General features: G+C 48.6%; 20 protein-coding genes and 1 tRNA gene. 10 read left to right on the top strand and 11 right to left on the bottom strand.

From position 1 onward, the window contains the following. Positions 1-221: 221 nt before the first annotated feature. Both GCWU000321_RS05785 and GCWU000321_RS05780 read left to right on the top strand, forming a co-directional pair. Entirely contained in the window at positions 222-1,472 is a 1,251-nt protein-coding gene (locus tag GCWU000321_RS05785) for an SLC13 family permease (RefSeq protein WP_007070190.1), read from the top strand. Positions 1,473-1,751: 279 nt separating this feature from the next. Next, positions 1,752-2,498, top strand: coding sequence for a sulfite exporter TauE/SafE family protein (locus tag GCWU000321_RS05780; protein ID WP_244835065.1), 747 nt, complete (start codon positions 1,752-1,754; stop codon positions 2,496-2,498). A 641-nt stretch (positions 2,499-3,139) separates the two neighbouring features. Here the strand turns inward: GCWU000321_RS05780 and GCWU000321_RS05775 are convergent. From GCWU000321_RS05775 to GCWU000321_RS05735, 8 genes are all read right to left on the bottom strand, one after another. Beyond that, on the bottom strand, positions 3,140-4,201 hold the full coding sequence (locus GCWU000321_RS05775) for a polyamine ABC transporter substrate-binding protein (protein WP_007070187.1): 1,062 nt from the start codon (positions 4,199-4,201) through the stop codon (positions 3,140-3,142). A 75-nt stretch (positions 4,202-4,276) separates the two neighbouring features. Next, positions 4,277-4,861, bottom strand: a complete 585-nt coding sequence (locus GCWU000321_RS05770) for a DJ-1/PfpI family protein (protein ID WP_007070186.1) — start codon at positions 4,859-4,861, stop codon at positions 4,277-4,279. Between the two features lie 67 nt (positions 4,862-4,928). Then, a complete protein-coding gene (locus GCWU000321_RS05765; RefSeq protein ID WP_007070185.1) occupies positions 4,929-5,747 on the bottom strand; it encodes an ABC transporter permease in 819 nt (272 codons plus the stop codon). Further along, positions 5,728-6,585 carry an ABC transporter permease gene (locus tag GCWU000321_RS05760; protein ID WP_007070184.1) on the bottom strand — a complete coding sequence of 286 codons (858 nt, stop codon included), beginning with the start codon at positions 6,583-6,585 and terminating at the stop codon, positions 5,728-5,730. The genes GCWU000321_RS05765 and GCWU000321_RS05760 overlap by 20 nt, the downstream gene beginning before the upstream one ends. Then, positions 6,582-7,577: an ABC transporter ATP-binding protein gene (locus GCWU000321_RS05755; RefSeq protein ID WP_007070183.1), complete on the bottom strand. Its 996-nt coding sequence runs from the start codon at positions 7,575-7,577 to the stop codon at positions 6,582-6,584. The genes GCWU000321_RS05760 and GCWU000321_RS05755 overlap by 4 nt, the downstream gene beginning before the upstream one ends. 660 nt (positions 7,578-8,237) lie before the next feature. Beyond that, positions 8,238-9,749: a tripartite tricarboxylate transporter permease gene (locus tag GCWU000321_RS05745; protein WP_007070180.1), complete on the bottom strand. Its 1,512-nt coding sequence runs from the start codon at positions 9,747-9,749 to the stop codon at positions 8,238-8,240. Positions 9,750-9,763: 14 nt separating this feature from the next. Next, the gene (locus GCWU000321_RS05740; protein WP_007070179.1) at positions 9,764-10,222 is read right to left on the bottom strand and encodes a tripartite tricarboxylate transporter TctB family protein; all 459 of its coding nucleotides are present in this window, start codon (positions 10,220-10,222) and stop codon (positions 9,764-9,766) included. 154 nt (positions 10,223-10,376) lie between these two features. Continuing rightward, complete coding sequence (locus GCWU000321_RS05735; RefSeq protein WP_007070178.1) at positions 10,377-11,381, bottom strand: tripartite tricarboxylate transporter substrate binding protein; 1,005 nt, start codon at positions 11,379-11,381, stop codon at positions 10,377-10,379. A gap of 486 nt (positions 11,382-11,867) precedes the next feature. Between GCWU000321_RS05735 and GCWU000321_RS05730 the strand changes: the two genes are divergently transcribed. The 5 genes from GCWU000321_RS05730 to GCWU000321_RS05705 all read left to right on the top strand — a co-directional run bounded on the left by GCWU000321_RS05730 (position 11,868) and on the right by GCWU000321_RS05705 (position 15,451). Continuing rightward, a complete protein-coding gene (locus GCWU000321_RS05730) occupies positions 11,868-12,797 on the top strand; it encodes an alpha/beta hydrolase (RefSeq protein WP_007070176.1) in 930 nt (309 codons plus the stop codon). Between the two features lie 265 nt (positions 12,798-13,062). Then, positions 13,063-13,761 carry an L-ribulose-5-phosphate 4-epimerase gene (locus GCWU000321_RS05725; RefSeq protein ID WP_040381373.1) on the top strand — a complete coding sequence of 233 codons (699 nt, stop codon included), beginning with the start codon at positions 13,063-13,065 and terminating at the stop codon, positions 13,759-13,761. A gap of 297 nt (positions 13,762-14,058) precedes the next feature. Further along, positions 14,059-14,310 carry a hypothetical protein gene (locus GCWU000321_RS05720; RefSeq protein ID WP_022027361.1) on the top strand — a complete coding sequence of 84 codons (252 nt, stop codon included), beginning with the start codon at positions 14,059-14,061 and terminating at the stop codon, positions 14,308-14,310. Between the two features lie 519 nt (positions 14,311-14,829). Beyond that, positions 14,830-15,270 (top strand): large conductance mechanosensitive channel protein MscL, encoded by a 441-nt coding sequence (gene mscL / locus GCWU000321_RS05710; protein WP_040381370.1) that lies wholly within the window; start codon positions 14,830-14,832, stop codon positions 15,268-15,270. 97 nt (positions 15,271-15,367) lie between these two features. Next, positions 15,368-15,451, top strand: a tRNA-Leu gene (locus GCWU000321_RS05705). A gap of 128 nt (positions 15,452-15,579) precedes the next feature. On the opposite strand, the gene GCWU000321_RS09190 is transcribed toward GCWU000321_RS05705, so the two are convergent. Further along, entirely contained in the window at positions 15,580-16,278 is a 699-nt protein-coding gene (locus tag GCWU000321_RS09190) for a TonB family protein (protein WP_007070171.1), read from the bottom strand. A gap of 337 nt (positions 16,279-16,615) precedes the next feature. Here GCWU000321_RS09190 and GCWU000321_RS05690 point away from each other — a divergent pair, with 337 nt between their 5' ends. Together GCWU000321_RS05690 and GCWU000321_RS05685 are read left to right on the top strand one after the other, a co-directional pair. Further along, complete coding sequence (locus GCWU000321_RS05690; RefSeq protein ID WP_007070169.1) at positions 16,616-17,884, top strand: ADP-ribosylglycohydrolase family protein; 1,269 nt, start codon at positions 16,616-16,618, stop codon at positions 17,882-17,884. Between the two features lie 175 nt (positions 17,885-18,059). Continuing rightward, complete coding sequence (locus tag GCWU000321_RS05685; protein ID WP_007070168.1) at positions 18,060-19,322, top strand: SGNH/GDSL hydrolase family protein; 1,263 nt, start codon at positions 18,060-18,062, stop codon at positions 19,320-19,322. A gap of 428 nt (positions 19,323-19,750) precedes the next feature. Here GCWU000321_RS05685 and GCWU000321_RS05680 read toward each other — a convergent pair whose 3' ends face one another. Both GCWU000321_RS05680 and GCWU000321_RS05675 read right to left on the bottom strand, forming a co-directional pair. Next, positions 19,751-20,923, bottom strand: a complete 1,173-nt coding sequence (locus GCWU000321_RS05680; protein WP_040381369.1) for an IS110 family RNA-guided transposase — start codon at positions 20,921-20,923, stop codon at positions 19,751-19,753. Between the two features lie 557 nt (positions 20,924-21,480). After that, complete coding sequence (locus GCWU000321_RS05675) at positions 21,481-21,846, bottom strand: ArsR/SmtB family transcription factor (protein WP_007070166.1); 366 nt, start codon at positions 21,844-21,846, stop codon at positions 21,481-21,483. Between the two features lie 161 nt (positions 21,847-22,007). Here GCWU000321_RS05675 and GCWU000321_RS05670 point away from each other — a divergent pair, with 161 nt between their 5' ends. Further along, the gene (locus GCWU000321_RS05670; RefSeq protein ID WP_007070165.1) at positions 22,008-22,229 is read left to right on the top strand and encodes a cation transporter; all 222 of its coding nucleotides are present in this window, start codon (positions 22,008-22,010) and stop codon (positions 22,227-22,229) included. The last annotated feature ends 8 nt before the right edge of the window (positions 22,230-22,237 follow it).

The raw sequence follows: 22,237 nt of genomic DNA, 5'->3' as shown, positions 1-22,237 counted from the left end.
GCCTGAAAAACGCAAAATTTTCCCTTTAAATTCCAGAAAAGAATTTTAAAAATAATAAAAACAAAGAGTAAGAAGAAAAGAGAATAACATAGATAACTCTTAATTATTTTATTCCAAACAATTTTTCATGCTATGATTTTTTGGAAAATTAAATTTTACGGAAACAATATGGAGATGAAAACGTATTACCAAACAGGCATGATTCAGAACAGGAGGGCACAATGGCATTGATTTCACTCGGCTCGCTGGCAGCGGCTATTTTCCTTGGATTTTTCAGAAAAATGAATACGGGGCTTGTCTGTATCGGCTTTGCGCTGCTTCTGGGGAAACTGGCCGGCATTCCGGACAAGGAAATCATCGGCGGATTCAACTATTCCCTTTTCCTCATGCTTCTCGGCGTTACTTACCTGTTCGGACTGGCGGAATGGAACGAGACACTGAAACTTCTTACAAAGAAGATCACCGTTCTGGCAGGGAAACGGACATATCTCATCCCTGTCGTCATGTACCTTTTCGCCACAGTACTGTCCGCGCTGGGGCCGGGTACGATTCCCACCACCGCGATTATGATGGTTTTCGGAATGACACTGGCCGTGGAAATGAAGATCAATCCTGCCATGCTGGCGGCAATCATATTCCTCGGTGCGGCCGGCGGAGGTATGTCGCCTCTTGCAGCGACGGGGATCATCGGACTCAACCTGTGCGAAGAATTCGGACTGACCGGTATCGAAGCGCCTCTGCTGGTGAACGGCGTATTTTCATCCACCGTGTATGCCGCTGTCGTTTACATCGCTTTCGGCGGGTATAAACTGAAATCGGAGAAAGCGCTGAAGTTTTCCGACACCGCTTCCTTTAACAGAGCACAGATCATCACGCTCCTCGGCATCTGCACAATGGTAGGTATGGTAATGATTTTCAAAGTGAATGTGGGACTGGCCAGTTTTACCGCGGCAATGGCACTTTCCTTCTTCCGCGTGTCCGATGAAGGAGAGGCGCTGAAACGGATTCCCTGGGGGACGCTCCTCCTGATCTGCGGCGTAGGGGTACTGATGAATGTGATTATCGTCCTCGGCGGTATCCATCTTCTTTCCGCTTCCCTTGCGTCCATCATGAATGCTGCCACGGCTACTGCCATCCTCGGTGTCACCGCAGGCGTCATGTCATGGTTCTCTTCCACGTCGGGCGTAGTGATGCCCACACTTATTCCCACAGTGCCCCATATTATTCACCAGATGAGCATATCCGTGAATCCGGTGGAATGGGTCACCGCAATTTCCATGGTGTCCAATACGGCAGGGATCAGCCCCCTCTCTACCGGCGGCGCGCTGGCCCTTGCAGCATATTCCTCAGAAGCAGGCGCTGCGGCAGGAGAAATGGATCGTCTCTTTGTGAAAATGTTCGGTATTTCCGCGATCGGTGTCGTTACCCTTTCCACGCTGGCATACTTCGGTTTCTACCGCTGGCTTCTGTAAGAAAATATATTTCCTGCGCTGCTTTTCAAAGCGGCGTTTTTTATTGGGATGGATTATCCATTGTTGTTCCTGTTTTTCTGCAGGGGAAAAATCAGGGCGAAAATGGATAAACGGAGGGATATTTCTTTTGATGATTGCATGCATGAAATGCATTTGAAAACCCCAAAATGACTTAAACGCATTCATGGATATCCGTTTAGAAAACAGCTGTACAAAAGGAAAAAGGGAGACTATAATGAAGAAAATCGATAAATATGAATTTACTTGTATATAGAAAGCGTGATTATTTTGGAACTTATGGGGCTTCCTGTATTTATAAAAATGAGTCTCTTCATGGCAGCCGTCTTCATATCGAATATCGTACAGGCACTCACCGGATTTGCCGGTGTCATGCTCTCTATTCCGCCGACAATCCTGCTTTATGGGCCGGACATGGCCAAAGCGGTCATCAATGTGATCTGCTGGCTGGTCTGCGTATACCTTATGGTTAAAAACAGAGAGTACATCAATAAAAAAGAACTGGGACGCATCATTCTCTTCATGCTTATCGGCATGGCGGCCGGTATTTATCTCTACAATATTGTGGACGCCCGCATTCTTGTGCCTGTGTACGGACTTCTCATTGTCGGCGTGGCGCTCAAAAATCTTCTCCTAAAACCGTCCGGTGCATCCCTTCCTGTCTGGGTTGCCATTCCTGTCCTTCTCGGCGCGGGCATCATCCACGGCATGTTTGCTTCCGGCGGCGCGCTCCTGGTCGTTTACCTGGCGTCGGCCTTCCGGGATAAAAATTCCTTCCGTGCCAATGTGGCTTCTGTCTGGACCGTGCTGAACCTTGTCCTCATGTTCACAGACTATGAAAAGGGGTTGTACAATACGGAATTTTTTGAACTTCTGGGCATCGGCGTGATTCCTCTCGTCATTGCAGTCTATCTGGGAAATAAAATCCACAGCATGATCAACCAGCAGATGTTCAACCGCCTGACCTACGGGCTCCTCCTGGCGGCAGGTTCCATGATCCTTGTGTAAAAGCGGTATTGACGGTAAGGCGTCATCCAGGGTAATAGATTCTTCACTCTGTGTCACTGTCCCGTTTCCCGTCTTTCCCACAAGGCATTCTTGTCTCCGCTCAGAATGACGATTGGAGGGAAGGGCGTCATAATGAGGGAAACGTTAATCGTCATACTAAGCGGATATGAAGGATCTGCACCCATGGTAGGGAATCAGTAAGGCGTCATTCAAAGCGACAACAAAGGATTTGTTACAGTGTTAAGGAAAGGGATTCTAACGGGAAGAATAGGGATTGGGTAAGCCTCCTTGTTTATAAGGAGGTGGCCGGCGAAGCCGGACGGAGGATACTGGCTTGGGGGAATGACGCAAAAGAATAGAATGAAGATTCTTTTTCTGCCCCCGTTCTGAGTGATGACGGACAGTTAAGCGTCATCCTGAACGAATGTGAAGGATCTATTACCGTGGTGAGGAAGCCGGCAAAAAGGGGAATAGCTATTAGCTGTTAGCTGTGAGCTGTCAGCTGCAGGCTAACTATTCTTTTACGATTTGAATCATTCCGGCGAGCGAGTATCCTCGTAAAGTATTTAATCCGAACCGGTAGGATTCGGAGCAAAAAAGACGGTCAGTGCAACCGTCTTTTGCTTTTGTGGCTCTTATTTCTATTTCCCTATTTTCAGTTCTGTCCATACCCTGTCGTACATGGTGAGGGCTTCTCCGATGTCTTCGATCCATTCACCGCGGGAAATGTAGTCGCGGGCGGCTTTCAGCATGGGATCTCTGTTATATTCTTCGGAATGATAGGTTTCCGCTTTGGCGTTGGGGTCGTTGTAGCCGATGTATTCGTAATTTTTCGCGCTGACCTGCGGATCATAGAGGTAATTGATGAAAGCTTCCGCCAGTTCTTTGTGTTTCGCTCCTTTGGGGATGGCAAAGGTGTCCGCCCATATGACGGCGCCTTCTTTGGGAATAATGAAGGCAATGTCTGGATTATCCTTGTGGGTAAAAGAAGCATCGCCGGACCACATGGTGCCGATCCAGGCTTCTTCGGCGATGAATTTCTGCTTGATGGTGTCGGTGTCAAAGGCGAGAAGGTTGGGTGTCAGTTTACGGAGTTGATCGACGGCCTGTGTGACTTCGTTTGGATCTTTCGAGTTTACGGAATGCCCGTTTTTCTTGAGTCCCATGCCGATGACTTCACGGTTGTCGTTGAGCAGGATGACACGGCCTTTGTATTCGTCTTTCCACAAATCATTCCATGAGCTGGGCGTATCTTTGATGTATTTTGTATTGTAAGCGATGCCCGTGACACCCCAGGTATAGACGACAGAATAATCGCCTGAAGGGTCATAGGGAGGATTCTGCAGGGCGGGAAGCATATTTTCCGTATTCTTTATTTTACTTTTATCCAGTTTTTCGAGGAGATCCAGCTTGATCATGGTGGCTACCATGTAGTCTGACGGCTGGATGACATCATACTCCGAACCGCCTGCCTGTATTTTCGCGAGGAGTTCTTCATTGTTCGCAAAAACGTCGTAGTTGACTTTGCAGTTGTATTTCTTTTCGAAATCCGAAAGGACGTCGGGAGAAAAGTTGTCCGCCCAGCTGTACAGGTTCAGGACTTGCGTGTCTCCCCCGCTTTTCGTATTACTGTCAGGGGCGGATCCGCAGCCGGCAGCGGCAAGGCATGCGCCTGCGAGGAAAAGGGAAAAGAATTTTTTCATAGGAAATCTCCTTCAGGGAAAACGAAAATCGGTTCGGGATAATGGGGATGTAGGGGATTGAGCATAGGATGGTTCTTATGTACCAAAGAAATCAATGTCGGGATTTTTGTTCCATATGTATTCCATACGGCAGGCGATACGTTCTGCGGCAGGTGCGCCGAAACGGTCGCGGATAAAGCCGAGCGTCATGTCCATTCCTGCAGAAATGCCGGAAGAGGTATAAAATTTTCCGTCGTGCACCCAGCGTGCTTTTCTTATCCAATGGACTTTATCGGATGTGGAAACGACCCAGTCGAAAGCTCTTTTATTGGAGGTAGCCCTTTTCTCTTCGAGGATCCCGCATCGGGCAAGAAGGGCGGAACCGGTACAGACGGACAGGACGAAAGAGGCGTCTTCCGAAAGACGGCGTAAATTTTTCAAAAAAGGTTCCTCCTTTATCAGTGTGCGTGTACCGGCACCGCCGGGAATGACAAGTACACCTGATGTATTCATATTCCTTTGGGGTTCCGTATCAATTCTTACACCCTGCGTACTCGTGACAAGGCCGCCATTTTGTGAGATATAGTGAAGTTGGAAATCGGGATGGCGGCCGCATATTTCGACCGGACCGAAGAGATCCAGTGTTTCAAACTGCTCAAATAAAAGGAAATTGATATCCATGAGAACTCCTGTCTAAGACAATCAAGGAATACTTTGGGGTGGCGGATCATGAGAAAAGAGAAGCTGTTTACTGCCGGTCATCGGGCAGTTCTTTTTTTCTGCCGGTTCCCGCCTGCCGGATCTGAAAAAAATCCGCCAGAAGGACGAGCGCGATTTCAGCGGCGATCATGAGGGTGGAAAGGGCATTGATTTCCGGAGAAATCCCTCGCTTCACCATGGCGTAGATGTAAAGCGGGAGAGTTGTCGAATTCGGTCCGGCTGCGAAGAAGCTGATGATGAAGTCATCGATGGACAGTGTGAAAGCGATGAGCGCGCCCGCAGTGATTCCCGGCATGATGAGGGGAAGCGTGATGTAGCGGAAGCACTGCCACGGACGGGCATACAAATCGCCGGCGGCTTCTTCGTATTCCTGCTTCAGCCCGTCAAGCCGCGCGCCCACTGTGATGACCACGAAGGACAGGCAGAAGGTGATATGGGCGAGGATGATGCTTGTCCGTCCCAGCGATAAATGGATCTGAGAAAAGAGGACAAGAAGGGAAAGTCCCATGACGATTTCGGGAATGAGGATAGGAAGGTAGATAAGGCCGTTCAGGAGTCCCTGCCATTTATAACGGTATTTGTGAAGGGCGAGCGCCGCGGTCGTACCGAGAATGGTGGACACCGCCGTGGAAATGAATCCGATGACGAGCGTATTGGCGAGCGCCTCTGCCACATGGCGGTTATTAAAAAGCTGGGCGTACCATTTGAACGTGAAGCCTGCCCACACAGCATTCATGCGGGAGTCATTGAAGGAATACAGCGCCAGGATAAGGATAGGCAGATAAAGGAAAGCCAGCACCGCCAAAGCGTAAGAAACAAGGAGATGGCTACGCCATGTTTTCTGCATTGCTGTCTCCTTTCTGCGCCCGAATTGCCCGATAATAGAGGAAAATGAGAATGAGGGAAAGCAGGGCAAGCACGATGGACAGTGCCGAGCCGAAAGGCCAGTCGCGGGCGGAGAGGAACTGGTTCTGTATGACATTGCCCACGAGAGCCGCTTTCGCCCCGCCCATGACATCGGGGACGACGAACATGCCGAGGGAAGAAATGAAGACCAGTACCGTTCCTGCCGCGATGCCGGGCATCGTCAGAGGCAGGGTGACTTTTCGGAATGCTGTCACGGGGGAAGCGCCCAGATCGGCGGCTGCTTCTAAAAGCCTGCGGTCGAGCTGTTCAATGGAGACGTAAACGGGGAGGATCATGAAAGGAAGAAGGGCGTATACCATGCCCAGCATGACGGCGCCTTCATTATACAGGAACTGAATCGGCTGGGAAATAACTTCCAGTTTCATCAGAATCGTATTCAGCACGCCCTGGCTGCGGAGGATGATCACCCACGCATAGGAGCGGATAAGGAAATTGATCCAGAAAGGAATCATACAGAGGATCAGCCCTTTCTGCCGCAGACGGCGGGGGAGCCGGGCGATGCAGTATGCCAGCGGATAGCCCATAAGGATGGTACATACCGTGGTCACGACGGCTATGAAAATTGTCCGTCCGAAAATGGAAATATAAAGAGAATCCAAAAATCTTGTATAGTTTTGGAAAGTCCAGTCAAAAACGATCTGTCCGTACGCCGTGCGGGAAGCGAAAGAAACCGCTACCACGATGAGCATGGGAATGACAAAGAAAACGGTCAGCCAGATCATGGACGGCAGGAGCAGATATTTTCCGTTTCTTTTCATCGTTCTACTCTGACCTCGTCTTTTTCATACCACCAGATGCCTACATGGTCGTCGATCTGCCAACGGTGGACGTCATCAAAGTACTGGTAGGCGAGGACTTCCTGGCCCGTGCCGTCAAGACGGATGAATACTTTATCAATGGTGCCGTAAAAAATCACATCCTCCACCGTGCCGAATAAGCGCGGCGCGGGATGGGAATCATCGCCATCTTTTCCGCCGCAGAGATTCAGTTTTTCAGGACGAAGGGCAAGGATTTCTTTTCCGTCATCAAAGAAATTGCTTTCTCCTATGAATTCGGCGACAAATTTTGTTTTCGGATAATGGTAAATCGTATTGGGGTCATCGTCCTGCTGGATTTCTCCCTTGTCCATGATAACGATACGGTCGCTCATGGTGAGGGCTTCTTCCTGATCGTGGGTGACGAATACGAAAGTAAGGCCGAGTTCTTCCTGCAGGTCTTTCAGCTCGATCTGGAGCGTTTTGCGGAGCTGGTAATCAAGAGCGCCGAGGGGCTCGTCCAAAAGAAGCATTTTCGGATTATTTACCAAGGCGCGGGCTACGGCGACACGCTGCTGCTGTCCTCCCGACATCTGCGCGGGATAACGGCTGCGGAGATCTTCCAGCTGGATCAGTTTCAGTAGCTTCTGTGTGCGCTTCGCGGCTTCCTCTTTGCCGACGCCTTTCATGCGCAGGCCGAAACCGATATTTTCCTCTGCTGTCATATGGGGGAACAAAGCATAATTCTGGAATACCATATTCACGTCCCTTTTGTAAGGGGGGAGATTCGTGATATCCTGTCCGTCAAGGATGATTTTTCCTTTTGTCGGAGTGTCCAGTCCTGCAAGCATACGGAGAAGAGTCGTCTTTCCGCAGCCTGAGGGACCTAATAAAGTTAAAAACTCGCCATCATGGATAGAGAGTGAGAGCGGGGGGATAATGACATGATCACCGTAAGCCTTGGTGATTCCCTCCAGACGGACCAATTCTTTCATGTCCCGAACACGACCTTTCAGGGAAGTATAGAAGCGGTGACGCCGCAGCCGCTTTATGCCTGCAATCAGGCAACTATAAAAAGAAAGCGCAGGACTTTCCGCTTTCACGGCGGCGCGTTTTTTATTTACCTTGTCGAAAAAACGAAATTCTCTATGACTCCGCGGTTTTCCTTACGGGAAGATAAAAACTGCACCAATACAAATGGTCAGCGCTTCCTTCTGTTTGTACTTTATTATACATGGAAATATATAAAAACTGAATGCCTTTTGCCACTATTTTTATAAATAACCCTAATCTTTCGGAAAGGGAATGATGGCTGATAGCTGTGAGCTGTGGGTCAGAGACAAAAGACTGAAAATAGGAGACGCTGTTTGCTCATTGCTTTGGATATCAGCGGAGAAGGATTTGCTGCCGTGGCGAGGAAAACCGTAAGATGTCATCCTGAGCGATAGCGAAGGATCTGTTACCGTGGGGAGGAAAACCGTAAGATGTCATTCTGAATGGAAGGAGACGAAGGGCTGTCGGCTTTTCATCCGTTCTCAGAGGAGAGGCGCATTTCCGGAACTGCGGGTGAAATTATTTCAATGCATAGTAAAACGGATCTGCATATATGGCGCGGATCCGTTTTTGCGTGGGAAATGTATGAAGGGGTATTTCTTTTATTTCCCCTTGATTGCCTGTTTTCCTTTTTTCAGCCAGTCCATGAGAAGCGGGGAGAAAGAGGAAAGGATGCAGAGAGTGATGAGTACCCAGCAGATGGGAGTGGAGAACAGAATGGTGATATCATTGCCCGAAAGAGTCAGGCTTCTGCGGAGGCCTCTTTCGCCGATCGGTCCTAAAATAAGGGCGAGGACGACGGCCGCCGTATTTAATCCCAGCTTTCTCATCAGGTAGCCCATAATGCCGAAGATGAACATGATAACTACGTCGACAAAGCTGTTGTTGATGGCAAAGGAGCCGACAACGCAGAGGACAAAGATGCAGGGAATGAGAACGGCGTCGGACAATTTGGAAATATGGGCAAATATGCGGCATCCGCCTAGGCCGATAAGGAGCATGAAGAACTGGACAATGACGAACCCCGCAAAGAAGGTGTAAGTCATGGGAGCGTACTTGGTGAAAAGCTCCGGGCCCGGCTGGAGTCCCTGGATGATGAGGCCGCCCATGAGCACGGCGGTCACTGATTCTCCCGGAATGCCCAGTGTCAGTGTGGGAATGAGGGAGCCGCCGGTAACAGCGTTGTTTGCCGCTTCCGAACCAGCGACGCCTTCAATGGAGCCGCGGCCGAAATCTTCCGGCTTTTTGGAAAACTGTTTTGCCGTATTATAGCCCAGGAAGCAGGCGATAGAAGCGCCCGCGCCCGGGAGGATACCGATGATGTTCCCGATGAGCCAGGAACGGATGACGGTCGGACCGATCTGTTTCAGCTCATGGAATTTCAGCATGACGGAGTCGTGAAATTTGACGATGCTTCCTCTTTCCTTAATCGCTTTTTCCGCAAGAATGAAGACCTGGGAAAGAGAAAAGAGACCGATCAGGGCACAGGTGACGTTGATGCCGTTGTACAGTTCGTCGATGCCGAACATGAACCGTTCCGTACCTTCCATGGGATCCATGCCGATGGTGGAAAGGATAAGGCCGAAGGCACCGCTCATAAGCCCTTTCACCATGGAGCCCGTGGTGACGCCCGCAATGATGGTGAGTCCGAAGAGAGCAAGCCAGAAATATTCAGGGCTTCCGAACTTCATAGCCAGTTCAGCAAGCATGGGAGCAAAGAAATAAAGAGAAATACAGGAAAGGAGACCGCCGAAGAAAGAAGCGATGCATGCCGTGCCGAGTGCCTTGCCGGCTTTTCCCTGTTTGGTGAGTTCATACCCGTCGAGCGCCGTTGCCGCGGAAGCGGGTGTGCCGGGGGTATGGATCAGGATGGCGGAAATAGAACCGCCGAAGATGGCGCCGCAGTAAATGCCGCCGAGCATGATCAGTCCCGTTTCGGGAGCCATGCCGAAGGTAAGCGGCAGAAGAAGCGCTACGCCCATGGCGGCGGAAAGGCCCGGCATACAGCCGACAACGATTCCGATGGTGACGCCGATAATCATCATGATTAGATTAGACGGCATGAGGGCGTTGGCAAAACCTGCCGACATGAGTCCGAATGTGTTTGCATCCATGGTATTTCCTCCGGTTATAAGAATTCTTCCATAATGATCCCTTCAGGCAGGGGTACATTGAGGAATACATCGAATGTACCGTAGATGAGGGCGGCCATGCAGATCAGGACGAGAAAAATGTATTTCATTTTTATCCTGAAGAAGCGGAGGCAGATGAAGATGTACACAATGGAGGCGATGTAGAAGCCGAAGAGGTACATCAGGAGAAAGAACAGGAGGAAAGCGGCAAACATGATCCAGAACTGTTTCGGAAGAAAGCCGTCAAATACTTCGGCGCTGTCATTGATGACTTTGTGTTCTCTTCTGTAATCGCGGAACAGATGGCTCATGCGGACCGTCGTCAGAAGAAGGAGCAGCCCGATGACAAAGTACGGATAGTGTCTTGCCGGCTCGGGAAAGTCCAGTGTCAGATATAAAAAGAAAAATGAGAAAAGATACATGAATCCGCAGATATAAATATCTGATTTTTTCATACAATACTCCTTAAAGAGAACCTCCGCGGTTTCAAACCGGTCAGAACGGACAAACCTGCCCCTTGGAAAAGAAGCAGGTTTTATGTCTAATGAAACGCGGTGACGCTTAAAGGGAAATGCGTGATTTTCCCTGTTTCATGCAGCACTTGCACGATTATTTCTTTTCGTACAGTTTGCTGACTACATCTTTGCAGAAAGCGAGCTGCTCGTCAATGAGCCTGCCCAGATCTTTGCTGTCCTTGTAATCGAGAACCATGCCAGCTTTCTTGTGGGCTTCCACAACATCTTTGTCTTCCATGGTTTTTTTGAAAGCGTCTTCATAGAATTTAATTATATTTTCGGGGGTGCCTTTCGGGGCGACAATAGCGCGGGCAGATCCGTACCATTTATTGTAGTAGCCGAGTTCGCCGAGTGTCGGAACGTCAGGCAGCTGGGGGTCGCGCTTTTCATCAAATACACCGAGGACACGGAGTTCGGCATTTTCACCGTTAATCAGTTTGATGACGTCGGCAACTTTAGCGCAGGAGAAGTCCACTTCGCCCTGGCGGAGAGCAAGGAGCTGGTCGGCAGTACCGCCATAAGGAACGGCATTATATTCAAATTTCGCGGACTGGGCGAGAAGCTGGGCGGAGGTGTGGTTGGAGGCCTGTACGCCGTTGGTGGAAGCTTTCAGCTGCCCCGGGTTTGCCTGTGCGTCTGCCACGAGTTCTTTTAAGTCCTTCCACTTTGCGTCTTTTCTGACGACAACCACAGCGGTTTCCGTCAGATGGTTTGCAATCGGGATAATGGACTTTTCATCAAAGGCAGCGCCTTTCTGGGAAGCGAGCGTGGTGTAGGTCGGCAGATTGATGAATCCTAAGGTGTATCCGTCCGGTTTGGCCTTGGCGAGTTCCGTCCAGCCGATTTTTCCGTCAGCCCCGGGTTTGTTTTCGATGACCAGGGTCTGGCCGACATACTTCTTGGCGCTGTTGGCCAGCAGACGCGCGCCTGTATCCGTACCGGAACCGGCTTTATAGGCGACGATGATCTTCACATCTTTTTCCGGCTTCCAGGCGGCAGAGCCGCTTTTTGCGCCGCCGCTCTTGGAACCGCCGCATCCGCCAAGAAGGATACCTGCAGCGACCGCCGCTGCGGCGAGCACAGCCAATTTCTTTTTCATGATTGAAAAACCTCCTTACATTTCCCCAATAAAATAAATGCAGTCTGATCTTGTCCGCATTTTCTCTTTCTGATTGTACCATGCCGGCCGCCGTACAACAATATAAAAAGCGCTGAGGCTCCTTGCGGGCGGGGACTCTTATGAAATAAGTATACACAAATAAAGAGCAATTTCCGAAAAGAAAAATAATACAATTAATAGAGAGTGAATGGAAAAATGGATCTATGGTAATGAGTAAAATGTATTCCAAAACACAAAAACAATAACTTGAAGTCATTTTAAAAAAGAGCTGAACGAAGAAATAAGATTACATATAATTTTTATAGGAGAGTACCAAAGGGAGAATATACAGTCCCGGCGGAGAGGCGGCAATAAAATTTGATGAGGACCGGTAGAAAGATATGGGAAATTGAAAAGAAGAACCCTGTGGTATAATGCCGATAGAAAAGATTTCATAAAAATGATAGAAATAATGGATGAGGAGAAATGATGGGAAGCAAAGTTTTCAAGGCATTCACCGCTGTCGCTGCTGCAGCAGCTGCTGTGTGGCTTCTGCCGAAAAGGAAAAGAGAAATGACGGTACGCCCCATTCCGGCGGGAGAAAGTATGTCCTGCATCAGGGAACGGACAGGGGTGAATCAGGATGCTCTTTGCCTGTACTACTATCGTCCCGGCAGGTGGACGGGAAAGGATGCCGTCTTTATTGCATTCCATGGCTTTGGCAGGGATGGCGCGGAATATTGCAAAGCGCTCCGGAAACTGGCGGAGGAAAGGAATATGCTGATTGTCTGTCCGGAGTTGACGGAAAGGAAGTATCCCGGCGCGGAATGGTATCAGGAAGGCGGCATCATGGATACAGACGGACATATCCGTGAAAAAGAAGAGCGGACGTTCTCCGCGGCGGACCGGATCGTGGCAGAAGTGAAAAACCGCACGCAGGCAGCAGGGAAAATCATTCTTTTCGGCCATTCTGCAGGCGGGCAGTTTGTCCATCGATGGGCGCTCCTCGGAGGAAAGAAAAACGTGGATGTAATCGCCGTGGCCAATTCCGGCTGGTTTACCATGCCTGACAGGGATATTGATTATCCTTACGGCATAAAGAATGTGGGGATTACTGATGAGGAACTGGGGGAAGCGTTTGCAAAGCCGGTCATTCTCTTTATGGGTGAAAAGGATGTGGAGCGGAAACCGCCGTTCCGCGATACGCCCGAAGCAGACGCCCAGGGGATGAACCGAATGGAACGGTGTACGAATTATTTCCGGCAATGTAAAGCAAAAGCGGAGGAGCTGCGGGTTCCTTTCCGCTGGAAACTGGAAACCGTAGAAGGCGCGGCTCATCAGGGGGTAAAAATGGCGGAAGGCGCAGCGGCATATATTTTTGGGAAATCATCGGAAGATAGAAATCGGAGAGTGTAAGCTGGGAGATAGAAGCTGTCATTTGAGTCATAGATTCTTCACTCCGTGTCATGTTGCTGTTTCCCATTTTTCCCACAAGGCATTCTTGCGTCCATTCAGAATGACGATTGGGAGAAAAGGCGTCATAATGGGGGAACGTTAATCGTCATCCGAAGCGGCGGAGAGAAATTTATGGAAGAATTGATAAAAACCATAAAGCGTAAATCAATAAAATAACAGGGTGTGGTTTTGTACTGTTATTAAAAAGAAAAAGCAGGAGGGTTCTATGCTGGAGACATTAAAAGAGGCGGTGTGCGCCGCCAATCTGGAACTTGTGAAACGGGGTGCCGTGATCTATACATGGGGGAATGTGAGCGGTATCGACCGGGAGAAAGGCCTTATGGTCATCAAACCGTCAGGTGTGCCTTATGAGAGCATGACAGCGGGCGACATGGTAGCAGTCGATGTGGAGACGGGAGAAACAGTGGAAGGGAAATGGAAACCGTCTTCCGATACGGAGACCCACCTGGCGCTGTACCGCGCGTTTCCTGAAATTGGTGGTGTGACACATACCCATTCCGTCAATGCCGCAGCTTTTGCCCAGGCGGGACTCGATATTCCTGCCCTCGGTACGACCCATGCGGATTATTTTTATGGGGATATCCCCTGCACAAGGGCGCTTACGGAAGAAGAAACGAAAAACGCTTATGAGAAAAATACGGGTGCCGTCATTATAGAAACTGTGCGCTGCCGCGGATACGAGCCGCTTGCCGTGCCCGGTGCCCTTGTACGGAACCACGGGCCTTTTGCCTGGGGAAAAAACGCGGCGGACGCTGTGTACCATGCGGTCGTCATGGAGACTGCGGCGGAAATGGCGCTGAAAACAAAATTATTGAATCCTTCGGCCTCGCTTCCCGCATACATCCTTGACGAGCACTACCAAAGAAAGCACGGTCCGAATGCGACGTACGGACAAGGGAAATAAGTGAAAAACAGAAAGGGAATGTTCTTGCCGGTATGAAGTTTCATTTTATTTTTCCGGCCGGAAATTTTTACAGCTCATGGCAGCTTCTTCGTGTATGGAGATTTGATGCGGATCTGCTGTGAGTTTTTTATTGTGCAGGGATATGGCTGATTTTGCCATTCAATGTACAATCTGCGCGAATTGTCCATTAATGGACTTTATTTTGCAAATGATTATTGAATGTAGATACCCGTGTGGGTATAATGAGGCCAAGAAAAGGAAATGGTACAAGAGCGGATGATAAAGGAGATGAAGTTCATGACAGCAGCCAATCATTATACACCGGCAGAATCAGAAAGAAGAGGCGCAGCAGGGAGCAGGCTGCCGATGAAAAGATTCTTCGGAAGGATGACGGCGGAATTGAAGGAGAGCAAGGCGGTTCTTCTCGTGTGGGGAGCATTCTGCACGATGCTTACCGTATCGTCTGCCATCGATCCGCTGGGAGGAGAAATGGTCCGGCAGGATCGCTCTGTTCCTGTAGTGACAGGAAATACATTCATTAAGGAATAAAACGGTTATCAGAAAGGCAGCGGGTGCTTATCCGCTGTTTTTTAGCGGATGGATGCCGGCAGATGAGCAATCGGGATGTTTCCCCCGATCAGAAAAGACAGAAATAGGAAAATACAGATTCTTTTTACGGTTGAGGGCCGGTATGCTGCAGGCGCGGCAGAACTGTTAAGCGTTATTCTGCGCAGTGAAGAATCCGTATCTATGATGAAAGAAGAGGGGAACCCGGGCGGTTTCTCTCTTTTGCAGTACGAAAAAAGCTTCCCGGTGAAAGGAAGCTTTTCATAGAGGTTGTGTAAGAAGCAACAATGAGCAGAAACGCCACGGCCAATGGCTGTCTCTTCTGTTTACGCTTCTATTGTATCTTGATGGCAATTATTTGTCAAGTAAGAAAGTGACAGGAGATTAACAATCGAAGCGCGGAAATTTTATAAAGCTATATAGAAATATGTAGAAATGCAGATGAGGATGTGCTATAGTATAAAAAAATTAATATATTTGCGAATGAAAAGGAGAAATAAGATGGGCATGATGAAAGAATTCAGGGATTTTGCTGTCAGGGGCAATGTGGTCGATATGGCAGTCGGCGTCGTTATCGGCGGCGCTTTCGGAAAGATCATATCTTCCCTGGTGGAAAATATCATCATGCCGCCTATCGGAATGATTATGGGCGGTGTTGATTTCTCAAATCGGTTTATCAATCTGGGAAAAACACCGGTGGCTACACTGGCGGAAGCTAAAGAAATGAACGTGCCTGTCATCGCTTACGGACAGTTTCTTAATACAATCATTGATTTCCTGATCATCGCTTTCGTGATTTTCCTTGTGGTCCGCCAGATGAACAGGGCTTTTCCGAAAGAAGAAGCCGCACCGGCGCGCACCTGTCAGTTCTGCAAAGAACCCATTGCCGATGATGCGACCCGCTGTCCACACTGCACAGCTGTTCTTGATGAAACAAAGTAATCTTTTTTGCAGGATGCCTTCTCTGTTTTTGCAGGGAAGGTTTTTTACCGGTCTTTTCTTGACCCTGTTTCCGTTACAAACTATAATAAGAAAATATGCGAGCGTGGCGGAATTGGTAGACGCACAGGATTTAGGATCCTGCGCCTTGCGCATAAGGGTTCGAGTCCCTTCGCTCGCACCATTTTCCATCAGTTAAAAGACCGATGGATTTTTTTATTGCAGTGAAAACCCCTTTTGACAATGCTTCGTCCGGCAAAAGGGGTTTATTTTAAAACGGGATATGATTTTGAAATAGGATACAAAGAAATATTATAACTGCACCGGGACAATCAATTCCTGGGGAATGGGTTCTCCGTCAGGATTCACGGCCGGTGTGAAGCTCCATTCTTTTACGGAATTTTCCGCATACTCGGAAAGGATTTTGAAATCGCTGCCCGGCAGATTTCCATCGTTGTCCGCTTTCGGCTTGCCGTCAGTTTTCCCATCCGCCGTGATGTAGACGGAAACACGAATCACAGGATGGTTATTTCTTTCTATGGCCTCTTTCACTTCGGCAGACGCCTTCTTCATCGGGCAGTCGGACGGAGCAGCAGGTGTGGAAACCATCATGGAAAGGAAGCGCACAGGAATGGATACGGCAGCGCTCACCGGCTTGTCTCCCAGTTTGGCGGGGTTGAAGCGCCAGCTTTCTACGCATCTCATGGCATATTCGTCAAGAACAACGGATCCTGCGCTTTGGGTGATAACGGCATCGGTGGGGATCCCGTCTTCCGTGACGGTCATCCGGATGACTGTGGAGGAAGAATGAGGAAGGGATTCCATGGCGGCATGGACGGCACCGCTCTGAGGAAGCATGGGATTGCTTTTCAGACTTGGCTTTGTCTGCATTTCTTCCGTGAGCGGAACGCCGTTCTTGTCAAGGAAATATCCTCCCTGCGGAACCGCTGCCTGGGAAATGCCGGAAGAAAGAAGGAGTGCTGCGGATAATGAGATTAATATTCTTTTCATAGTGACCTCGTTTTCTTTAAAATAAAGTACATTTACATTTTAATGGATGGAGCGGAAAAAAGAAAGTTAACCACGGCAGAAAAAATGAAACGGAGAAAGGACGGTTTTCCTTCCAAAAAAGTATCTTTAGATGATTAAAGCAGTGAATTATGATACAATATACATAAATATAAAACGGTTATTTTTTATTTTTCAGCAGTGTTTCTGTGAATTTTTGGGGTTTACGGAAATTTTTGCAGTTCCCTCTTTATATATTGGAAATGTGGAGAACCGTTTTCGTATTTCTTTGGTCGTGTTTTTATTTGGAATCAGGTTTTGCGGGATTGAGGGAGGATAGATGACGGAGATAGAAATGTTCCGCGGCGCGATGATTGGCGGCGCCTGCGGAGATGCTCTGGGGTACCCTTTGCAGGAGCTTTCTGTCTGTCGTATTCAGCACAAGTACGGGCCCTTTGGCCTGCGTACGCTTGTGCGGAACGGGCAGTGCGGAAATCTGGCGCCGGTGACGGGAAATACGCAGATGGAACTGGCCACGGTAGACGGACTTCTGTGGACAGATGCAAAGAAATTGGAAGAAGCAGAAGGGCTGTACCGCGGCTATATGCGCTGGTTTTACAGCCAGACGGGGGAGGAACCGCGGCGCGGGCAGCGTACATGGATGAGACGGCAGCCTCATGAACGGGAGATCTGCCTTGTGCGGGAAAAATTCATGCATGCCCGCCGTAAACCGGAAGAAGGTCTTTTGAATGCGTTTTCCGGGGAAACGATGGGGACAACGAAAAATAAGGTAAATGAAAGCAAAGGCGGCGGCGCGCTGACAAGAGTGGTACCTATCGGGCTCCTTTATGCCGGCGACAGTAAGACAGCTTTTAATGCCGGCGTAAGGGCGGCGGCTTTTTCCCACTCGACTCCTGTCGCTTACTATGCGGCAGGGGCGGTATCGGCACTGATTGCCTGCCTTGCTGACGGAATGACGCTTCCCAAGGCTATTGAACGGATTCACGGGCTTTTGAATAAAACCCATCGGACCGACAGCATTACCACGCTTCTTTCTGCGGCGCAGCAGCAGGCTAACGACCAGCCTGCCGGAAAGGGGAATGTCTGGGCGTACATCGACAGTATCCATTCTCTGGGAAGCGGCGATCAGGCAGATGAAGCTCTGGCGATAGCCGTATATGCTGCCCTTGCCGTGGATGATCCTGTGGATGCGATCATCGCCGCGGCGAACCATAACGGAAACAGCCCGATTACGGCAGCGCTGACAGGAGCCATAGAAGGCGTCCGCTTCGGCGCAGATTTTCTTCCGAATTACTGGAAGGATCTGGTGGAAGGGGAAGAAATCATTGCCGGTCTGGCGGATAAACTGTACCACCTGTATGAAAAGCGCCTGAGAAGAGAAAAGGCAAAACAGAAAACAAAAGTTAAAACGGCCGGATCTGAAAAAGGGAAAATAAAATCCGGAAAACCGGCAGAGGAAAAGCCCGCGGAAGAAAAGCCGAAAAGAAAGCGCACAGGAAAAACGGAAGCGGCCGATGTGAAAGAAGCGGAAGAAACGGTAAATCGGAAGGCCAAAAGATCACGAAAGGCGAAAACCGCAAAAGCGTAAAAATAGAAAAGGGAAGAAAGAGAACATTCCTGCTGCCGGCAGCGAGTGTTTTTCTTTTGCGGCAGATAAGAGTTTCCTCTGCAGGGGCTCTTTTTTGACGGGCAAATTTCTTTTCCTTGTTATTTCTTCTTCCATCCCTTATACTTCTTTCATGGTTTAGTGAAAGGGGACTGTGATGAAGAGGATTTTTATTTCTCTTTTCTTTTTTGCTTTTATGTGGACCGCTGCCGGGGCGGATGCTTCTCCGGAACTTCTTTTTGTCCGCTGGCCGGCGAATCCGGACGCGGTGTGGTATTCTTTCCGCATCGTGCCTGTGACACAGCATTTCGGACGGAAAGAAATGCGCCCGCCGATTTATGAAGATGGCCATGTTTTCCGTGACAGTGTGATGATTGAAAAAGAAATTACAGACAGCTATAACGGACCGGGGATCCTCTGCTGCCAGGTGAAAGCCATCGGTCTGGACGGGCAGAGCATTTCCGCCTATTCGGCGCCTGTGCCGATGGAAAAGGCCGCGCAGGAAATGGAACGGTACGCGCCGAAGATCCGTGTGAAATACCATGAGCAGAACGGTACGGTTCTCCTTTATCCGGCCTATTCTTTTGTGAAAATTCCCCACGCGGTTTCTTATGAAGTGGAAATTACTGATGAAGAACCGGAAAATCCTGACGGCTGTGAACCGTCTGTTCATCGCATTTCGCAGGGGGTTGTTACAATTCCCGAACTTTTTGATGAGTCGCCGCGGCAGGGAACGGTCTGGTGGCGTGTCCGCGGTCTTGATGAAAACGGCGGGCCTGTAGGCGTATGGAGCGAAGCGGAAAAGATCGTGAATGATCCCGCGGAAAACTGGGAAACCGGCATTCTTGGAGACAGTATCAGCCACGGCGGCGGAAGGATGTCTTACAGTCCGGCGGACTGGCCTTACAATTATGCGTACTACCTTGATTTTCCTACGATAAATATGTCCCGGAGCGGTGATAAAACGGACGACCTTCTCCGGCGGTTCGATGCAGATGTCCTCCCTTTCCATGTACGGTACCTTCTCATTATGGGTGGAACAAACAATCTGCGCTGCGGGGGAACGGCGGAAGAGGTCATTTCTGACCTGGAAGCTCTTCAGGAAAAATGCAGGGCTAATGACATCAAGCCTGTCCTGCTTACCATTCCCCCGATCGCCCCGGATCGGATTTGGAAATATTACCACCAGCCGACGGCAGAAAACTGGAAAGCGGAATTTGACAAAGTGAACGGCTGGATACGGACGCAGACCCATATCGATACGGCAGCGCCCTTTGCCATGTATGAAGACATGCCGGAAAATCTTGCGGCGGACGGCCTTCATCCCGACAAAGAAGCAAAAGAAAAAATGGGGAAAATAATCAATGAAAAATTTCCTGAAATAAGAAAAAAGATCTCTGAAACGAAAATACAAAAATAAAATAAAAGAAAGACTCCGAAAAGAGTCTTTTTCTTATGAAAGGAAACAAACGGATAGCCGGCTTCTATCATCTGTAAGCTGACAGTTTTTTCGTCTTTTGATAAAAGCGGCACTCGCGGTAAGATGTCATCCGAGTAACAGATTCTTCACTCCGTGTCACTGTCCCGTTTCCCGTCTTTCCCACAAGGCATTCTTGCCACCGTTCAGAATGACGATTTGGGGAAAGCACGTCACTAATAATGGGGAACGGAAAGCGTCATAATGACGGAGAACGAAAGGCGTCATTCTGAGTCTAACTATAAAAAGTCAAGTGCTACAAAACAATTATTTTATGAATGGCATGTAACAAGTTCATACTGTTTTTAGAGCAGGACAAAAAGACATCTATAAAGATGCCTCAAGAAAATTAAAATATTCAAGAATGCTGATCAGGCTGTTTTGTACCGATTCCCTGATATCTCCATGGCATACAGTACCCGCACAAGCCGCTTTACTGCATGGGAGATGGCAACGTAATAATGTTTTCCTTCCTTCCGTTTCTTTGACAGGTAGGCAGTGAAGCCGGGATCATAGTGACAGACATACCTTGTGACATTGAACAGTGCATAACGAAGATAGCGGGATCCTCTTTTCTCCATACGGGAATAGCTGCCTGTCAGTTTACCGGACTGATACATTGAAGGTGACATGCCCGCATAGGCCAGAATCTTATCAGGAGAGTCAAATCTGCGGAAACTGCCAATTTCCGCAAGAATAACCGCCCCCATTTGCATACCGATGCCCGGCACGGAAGTGATTGGAGAATTTACATCATCCATGATCTTTTCAATCTCGGATTCGATTTCACCAATCTCCTGATCATAAACTCGTAAATGTGCTATGGTATGCTGTAATTCCATCGATTTGGCAGGACTGACTGCCCCGATAGATCGCTTTGCCGTATCCCTGATCCTGATGGCCGTTTCTCTACCGAAGCGTCCTCGTGAAGCCTTAAGGAGCAGGGCGGTTAACCGGGTAAGATGGGCAGCTGCGATATATGCGGACCCCAGAAACTCTTCCAGCATAGCGTAAATAGAATGTATGTGGATACTGGAGACCAGCTGCTCCAGTTCAGGAAACAATATGGTAACAAGCCTGGCTATAGAAGTCTTAAGCTTTGTCCGTTCCCTGACTATAAAAGCTCTATATCTTGTAAGAGACTTTAATTCCTCCATGTGGTAGGATGATAAGGAGTAGGGCTTTAAGCTTGAATCGGTCATAAGCAGATGAGCAATATTTCTTGAATCAATCTTGTCAGTCTTTGTTCTCCTTAGGCTCTGTCCTTTACGAAAAAGATTAACGCGCAAAGGATTGATTACATAAGCGGTGAGATGCTTGTCCAGCAGAAAGGCAAGAAGGTTGCTGCTGTAATGGCCGGTTGATTCCAGCCCTACTTTTACTTTTGCAAGATCTACGGCTAATGAGCAAATCCGCTTATAAAGAGTTTCATAACCCTCACGGTTATTTAAAATAGAGAATACCTCCTCAGGAAATTCTCCGTCAGAGTTTATGATGCAGCAGTCATGCTTGTCTTTGGCCACATCAATGCCAACTAAGATCATATTATAACCTCCCATATGATTTTTGATACTGTATGGATCCACAGGGCTCTTTGCGCTTGTATACTCGTTCTACATAAACCGTCAAGCGGTATCTAACTGATCAACAAAGTAACAAAGAGACTGTGGTTGGAGACTCTGAAAAACCATCTGTGTGGTAGCGCAGCATGTGACCAATCCACAGTATCTCAAAACAGTATACCGTATACTCCTTCCGGAGCATATGATCAAGCGATTTGCTTGACTTACTTAATAATACGAGCGTCAGCGAAGAATCTATGACCGTGGTGGGGAAAGCGGTAAGAAGATAAAAGCTATCAGCTGTGAGCTGTAAACTATTAGCCGTTAGCTGTCAGCTGTCAGCTAAAAGTGCTGAATGACGGCGGACGGTCAGGGGTGTCACCCGGAGCGATGACGAAGGCTTGCTGTCGTGATGAGGAAGACCATAAGACGTCATCCTGAAGCGACAGCGAAGGATCTGCACCCGTGGTGGGGAAAACGGTAAGATGTTATTCAACGTTAAAAAAACCGCTGCCTTTACAGGGAACGGTCTTTTGCTTTCAGTCGGGACAGGTAATAGCGGCGATTTTATCAATTGCGTAGTGGAGCTCACTCACGATTTCCGTATCGGCGGCTTTGTAATACATTTCTTTTCCGTTGCGGCGGGATATAATCAGTCCGCAGGCTTTCAGCAGACGCAGGTGGTGGGAAATGGCAGGACTGCTCATGTCCATGATGGCGGCTATATTGATAACACATTCTTCTATGTGGCAGAGAATCCAGAAAATTTTCAGCCGCGTGGGATCGCTGAGCTGTTTCAGCAGGATGGATACATCATCGATTGTCTCTTGGGACGGCAGGCGGCTGATGATACGTTCTTCATCATTTCCATGGTGGTGCGGAAGTCCGCATTTATTTTTTGTCATATGGTATACCTCTTTAGAAATTATTTTTCTTAATTGTAACATACATAGAAAAATGGCAGGATAAATTTATCGGAAAAGAGTCTTGACAAAAGGTAAAAGAATAAATATAATATGATTAACGATTAAATGGTTATTTAAGCGTAAAATAAAGGAGAAGAAAAATGAAAAAAAGTTACAAGATCGACGTGGACTGCGCTGCATGCGCACTGAAGATGGAAGATGCCGCCAAAGCAACGGCAGGCGTTAAAGACTGTGTAGTTAATTATATGCTGCTCAAGATGAATGTGGAATTTGAAGACGGGCAGGATCCGAAAACCGTTATGCAGGAAGTGTATAAGAACTGCAAAAAGGTGGAGGATGACTGCGAGATTTTCCTGAAATAAGATGGTTG

The organism is Dialister invisus DSM 15470 (genome assembly GCF_000160055.1).
Lineage (GTDB): Bacteria > Bacillota > Negativicutes > Veillonellales > Dialisteraceae > Dialister > Dialister invisus.
Note: the sequence above shows the minus strand (reverse complement) of the source record. Positions and strands in the feature narration are given on the sequence as shown.

Coding starts and splice junctions, on each gene's coding strand:
- GCWU000321_RS05785 (WP_007070190.1), top strand. CDS start 222: ATGGCATTGATTTCACTCGGCTCGCTGGCAGCGGCTATTTTCCTTGGA.
- GCWU000321_RS05775 (WP_007070187.1), bottom strand. CDS start 4,201: ATGAAAAAATTCTTTTCCCTTTTCCTCGCAGGCGCATGCCTTGCCGCT.
- GCWU000321_RS05770 (WP_007070186.1), bottom strand. CDS start 4,861: ATGGATATCAATTTCCTTTTATTTGAGCAGTTTGAAACACTGGATCTC.
- GCWU000321_RS05765 (WP_007070185.1), bottom strand. CDS start 5,747: ATGCAGAAAACATGGCGTAGCCATCTCCTTGTTTCTTACGCTTTGGCG.
- GCWU000321_RS05760 (WP_007070184.1), bottom strand. CDS start 6,585: ATGAAAAGAAACGGAAAATATCTGCTCCTGCCGTCCATGATCTGGCTG.
- GCWU000321_RS05755 (WP_007070183.1), bottom strand. CDS start 7,577: ATGAAAGAATTGGTCCGTCTGGAGGGAATCACCAAGGCTTACGGTGAT.
- GCWU000321_RS05745 (WP_007070180.1), bottom strand. CDS start 9,749: ATGGATGCAAACACATTCGGACTCATGTCGGCAGGTTTTGCCAACGCC.
- GCWU000321_RS05740 (WP_007070179.1), bottom strand. CDS start 10,222: ATGAAAAAATCAGATATTTATATCTGCGGATTCATGTATCTTTTCTCA.
- GCWU000321_RS05735 (WP_007070178.1), bottom strand. CDS start 11,381: ATGAAAAAGAAATTGGCTGTGCTCGCCGCAGCGGCGGTCGCTGCAGGT.
- GCWU000321_RS05730 (WP_007070176.1), top strand. CDS start 11,868: ATGATGGGAAGCAAAGTTTTCAAGGCATTCACCGCTGTCGCTGCTGCA.
- GCWU000321_RS05725 (WP_040381373.1), top strand. CDS start 13,063: ATGCTGGAGACATTAAAAGAGGCGGTGTGCGCCGCCAATCTGGAACTT.
- GCWU000321_RS05720 (WP_022027361.1), top strand. CDS start 14,059: ATGACAGCAGCCAATCATTATACACCGGCAGAATCAGAAAGAAGAGGC.
- mscL (WP_040381370.1), top strand. CDS start 14,830: ATGGGCATGATGAAAGAATTCAGGGATTTTGCTGTCAGGGGCAATGTG.
- GCWU000321_RS09190 (WP_007070171.1), bottom strand. CDS start 16,278: ATGAAAAGAATATTAATCTCATTATCCGCAGCACTCCTTCTTTCTTCC.
- GCWU000321_RS05690 (WP_007070169.1), top strand. CDS start 16,616: ATGACGGAGATAGAAATGTTCCGCGGCGCGATGATTGGCGGCGCCTGC.
- GCWU000321_RS05685 (WP_007070168.1), top strand. CDS start 18,060: ATGAAGAGGATTTTTATTTCTCTTTTCTTTTTTGCTTTTATGTGGACC.
- GCWU000321_RS05680 (WP_040381369.1), bottom strand. CDS start 20,923: ATGATCTTAGTTGGCATTGATGTGGCCAAAGACAAGCATGACTGCTGC.
- GCWU000321_RS05675 (WP_007070166.1), bottom strand. CDS start 21,846: ATGACAAAAAATAAATGCGGACTTCCGCACCACCATGGAAATGATGAA.
- GCWU000321_RS05670 (WP_007070165.1), top strand. CDS start 22,008: ATGAAAAAAAGTTACAAGATCGACGTGGACTGCGCTGCATGCGCACTG.